The organism is Acinetobacter sp. 1130196, from assembly GCF_000588095.1.
GTDB classification, from domain to species: domain Bacteria; phylum Pseudomonadota; class Gammaproteobacteria; order Pseudomonadales; family Moraxellaceae; genus Acinetobacter; species Acinetobacter nosocomialis.
Genome location: NZ_JFWX01000086.1, coordinates 1 through 4304, shown reverse-complemented (window position 1 = coordinate 4304; position 4304 = coordinate 1). Strand labels below are relative to the sequence as shown.

The following is a 4304-nucleotide window of genomic DNA, read 5'->3' as shown; positions in this document are numbered from 1 at the left end:
CAGCCAAGTTTGATGCCATTGATAAGGGTGCTTATTTTGATGAGGTTCCGATTTCGATTGTGAACCCAACAATTCAGGATCCTGTAACAGATGTCGTTGTTACCGGTGAAAGCCGAGTTGATCAGGGTATCAACGTGGCTACCATGATAGTATCTTGGGCGCAGGCAAAAGGAGCCGTTAAATATCAAGTTGAGTGGCGTAAAGATGACGGGAGTTGGATTAAGCTTCCAATAACCGGCAACAACTCAGTCGAAGTACCAGGTATTTATGCGGGTCAATATCAAGCACGAGTAACAGCGATTTCAGCTTTTGAGATAGCTTCTTTACCAGTTTATTCAACTTTGACTGAACTCTCTGGAAAGCAAGGTTTACCTCCAAAATTGGCATTTATCCAAGCGACAGGAATCTTATTCGGTATCAAACTTGATTGGGGCTTCCCTGCAACTGGCGCACTTGATACGGCTTATACCGAGATTCAAGTTTCACCAGATGGCACAAGTAACATTGCTCAATTAGGCTTATTCGCTTATCCAACAACGACTCATACGATTCAAGGCTTGCAGCCAAATCTGACGCAATTCTATCGTGGACGCTTGATTGACCGGATCGGAAATATTGGACCTTGGTCGGACTGGACCCATGCGACAACTTCTGCCGATGCTACAGATGTTCTTGAGCTCTTAAATGATCAAATCAGTGAAACTCAACTTAGTCAGGATTTAAAAACTAAGATTGATCAAATTGAGACTATTGATGTTCAGATTCCTGAGATTAAGCAGGACATCAAGAATACCAAAGACCAAATTTCGCAAGAAGTTAAAGACCGTAAAGACTCTGTTCAGCAGGCTGTAGATCAAGCAAACAATAACCTTACGTTAGAACGCGATGCGCGAATCAAAGATATTGATTCAACAAATCAGTTGATAGCTCAGGAAGTTCAAGACAGGATTAATGCTGATTTTTCAGAACAAAAGGCACGTGAAGCTGCAATTCTTGCAGAAGCAAAGTTGCGTGATACGGCTATTACTTCTGAAAAAGAAGAGCGTATTGAAGGTGATGAACATCTCTCTCAGAGAATTGAAGCGGTTAGTGCTAGTTCTTCAGATAATGCAGCCGCAATTCAACGTGAGGAAAAGGCAAGAACTGATGCTGATAGTGCATTGGGTCAAAGAATTGATACTGTGGTTGCACAAGCTGGCGATAATGCAGCAGCAATTCAACAGGAAGCGAAAGCACGTGTTGATGGAGATTCAGCAAATGCATCATTAATTGAAACAGTGAGAGCTGAGTCAATTGAAAATGATGCTCAAACTCGTGCTTTAGTTACAGATGAAAGTAGGGCTCGAATTGATGCAGACAAAGCCTTAGCAGAACGCGTAACAGGCGTTGAGGTCGTTACTAAACCAGCTTTGATTGGTTCTGAATCTGATTTGATCGGTAATGATGCTGGTTATGCGGGTGTCTGGTCAATTTTATCTGCTGTGCAAGAAGGAGATTTATTACAAGCAAAACGTACAGATCAAGTAATTGTTTCTGTAAATCAAAATGCTGCAAGCATAAATTCAGAGCAAATTGCGCGCATTGAGGGTGACAAAGTTATTGCTAAAGCTTTAACTGATTATGCTGCAAGTAATGATCAGGCTCTTGCGAATGTTCGACAAAGTGCTGAATCTGCTGTTTCTAAGTCTGAGAGTAATGCCAAGGCATTAACTGAATTAGATAGCAGAGTGAATACAGTTGATGAAAATGCAAATGAAGCTAAACAAAATGCCGCATCTGCGCTTTCTAAAGCTGAGACGGCAGTTTCAGAAGCTGGTTCAGCAGCTTCTATTGCACAACAAGCTCATGCTGAAGCAACAACGGCCACAACTACTGCAAATAGTGCAGCCGATAATGCAAATGAAGCTAAACAAACATCTGCAATGGCTTTATTGCAAGCAAATGCAGCAGCATCTCAGTCGGGTGCAAATGCTGAGCAGATTCAATCTATTCGGGTTGAATTAAAAGATAAGGCTAGTACTGGGGCAGTTGATCAAGTTAAGTCTGATATTAAGAATGTAGATGACAAAGTTAATGCCCAAACAACTAAAATTGATGGTGTTTACGCTCAACTCAACCCGCCCTTGATTGGCTCAGAATCTGATTTGATCGGTAATGATGGCGGTTATGCTGGCGTTTGGTCTGAACAGTCAGCACGTATTGAGGGTGATCTTGCTGTAAGTAAGCGAGTTGATTCGACCACTGCAGAATTGGGGGATTTACAAGCTTATACACGGCAAGAAGTGCAAGCGCGCATTGATGGCGATAAGGTTACAGTCCAAAAGGTTGATAACTATATTGCCAGCAATGATAGTGCTCTTGCGGCAGTTCGAGATACTGCAAAACTGGGTGTCGATCAATCGTCAGCAAACATTGAAGCTATCAAGAACATCAATATTGAGTTGAAAGACAAAGCCACTACGGGTGACATTGTTCAAGTTAAGTCAGACATTAAAGATGTTGATAACAAGATCATAGCTCAGACTACCCGTATTGACGGTGTTTATGCTCAGTTAAATCCACCTTTAATTGGCTCTGAATCAGACTTAATTGGTAATGATGGCGGTTATGCTGGCGTTTGGTCTGAACAGTCAGCACGCATCGAAGGGGATTTGGCTCAATCTAAACGTACAGATCAAGTTTCTGCACAAATGAATGAGAGCAATGCTTTGTTTCAGCAACAAATCAATGCAAATGCTAGTGCTATTTCTTCAACGATAAAAGTAACGGAAACGTTGCAAACAAAAGTCGGTGAGAATAGTGCGTCTATTCAAAATGTCACTGAAAGTGTAGATGGCATCTATGCTCAGCAGTTTACTAAGTTCGATGTAAATGGCCATGTTTCTGGTCATGGATCAATGAATGATGGTACGACTTCAACTTTCATATTCAATTATGATGCAATTCAGTTTGGTACGCCTGTCGGTGTTGATGATGTTGAACCTAAACCATTAATGACACTGCAAAATACTCCAGTTACTTTGCCAAACGGTACTGTTATTCCGCGTGGATTGTATGTCGACAATGGTAGTTTTGGATATATCAATGCGAATAGGATCTGGGCAGAAAACTTAAGTGTTATTAGCGCTGATCTAGGTTCAATTAAAGTTAAAAATGCAAATATTGATGATGGTGCAATTAGTACCCTAAAAATTCAAGATGAAGCTGTAACTGTACCTATTGGTGTAACTTTTCCTTCTAACTCAAATATTCCTGATTTCGATAATCAGCTTGTAGATGAAACCTCTATCAACGCTTGGTTTACTTGGTCAAATGGTAAAGTTGCATCAGTTACTATGGCTCGATCTGGAGGAAAGGCTCTAATCAGTGGGGGGATAATGTTAAAACAATTTATGGTTCTAACTTCTATTAATGGAAATACAACCAGAGCTGATTTGGCTTCTTTAATTAGCCTAATTGTTGGTGTTTATAGAAACGGAACCGAGATTGCCCGGCATTACTTTGCCCCATCCAATACACAAAATAATATTTTGTACTTCAGTGGCTCTTATACGTTACCCCCAACTATTGATAATGCATTTTCAGGCAGTGCTGAATATAGCCTTAGAGTTGCGATCGGCAGAAATACCACTTCAGTAAACAACGTTAAAGCCTCCTACTTTAAAGATGCATCAAATCAAGCTGCATTGCCTTTTGAATTAACGAGTAGAACATTAACGGTAATTGAGTTGAAAAAATGACAGGTATAGTTTCAAAACATGGTGAGTTGTTGTTTCAGATATCTGGCAACGACGAGACTATTCAATTAAATACCCCTGAAGATTGTTTTGCAGTTGAAGATCCACCCAAGGCGAATATGTACCATAGCAATGGAAAGTGGAAAGAGATTCCTCAACAACCTTCTGAACATCATATATTTGATTTCAAAGATAAAGAATGGGTAGATCCTCGAACTCTAGATCAGGTTAAGGAGCATAAATGGCTTGAGATAAAACAAATTAGAGAAACCACCGAATTCGGTGGTTTTTCATTTAATGGATATAAATTTGATTCAGATGAAAAGTCTCAGAGCCGCATTATTGCAGCAAGTGCATTAGGCGTAGAGGTTGAATGGACATTATTCAACAATACCGTTATCACATTATCAGGGGAGGAATTAAAAAAGTTAAGACAAGCATTGGCAGAGCATGTATCTATGTGTCATGCAAGAAGCAGAAAAGCTAGAGAGAGTATTGCGCTGGCTAAAACGAAAGCTGAAGTAGATAAGATCAGTTTTTAATATTAACGAGACATTTTATAGCACC

The 4304-nt window shown here is 40.2% G+C and carries 2 protein-coding genes; both read left to right on the top strand.

Annotated elements, in window-relative coordinates; genetic code table 11:
• Positions 1 to 3740: cell envelope integrity protein TolA (locus J671_RS26020; protein ID WP_050675074.1), on the top strand; the 3740-nt coding region annotated here is incomplete at its 5' end.
• Positions 3737 to 4279, top strand: coding sequence for a DUF4376 domain-containing protein (locus J671_RS24165; protein WP_031982788.1), 543 nt, complete (start codon positions 3737 to 3739; stop codon positions 4277 to 4279). The genes J671_RS26020 and J671_RS24165, both read left to right, overlap by 4 nt.
• The last annotated feature ends 25 nt before the right edge of the window (positions 4280 to 4304 follow it).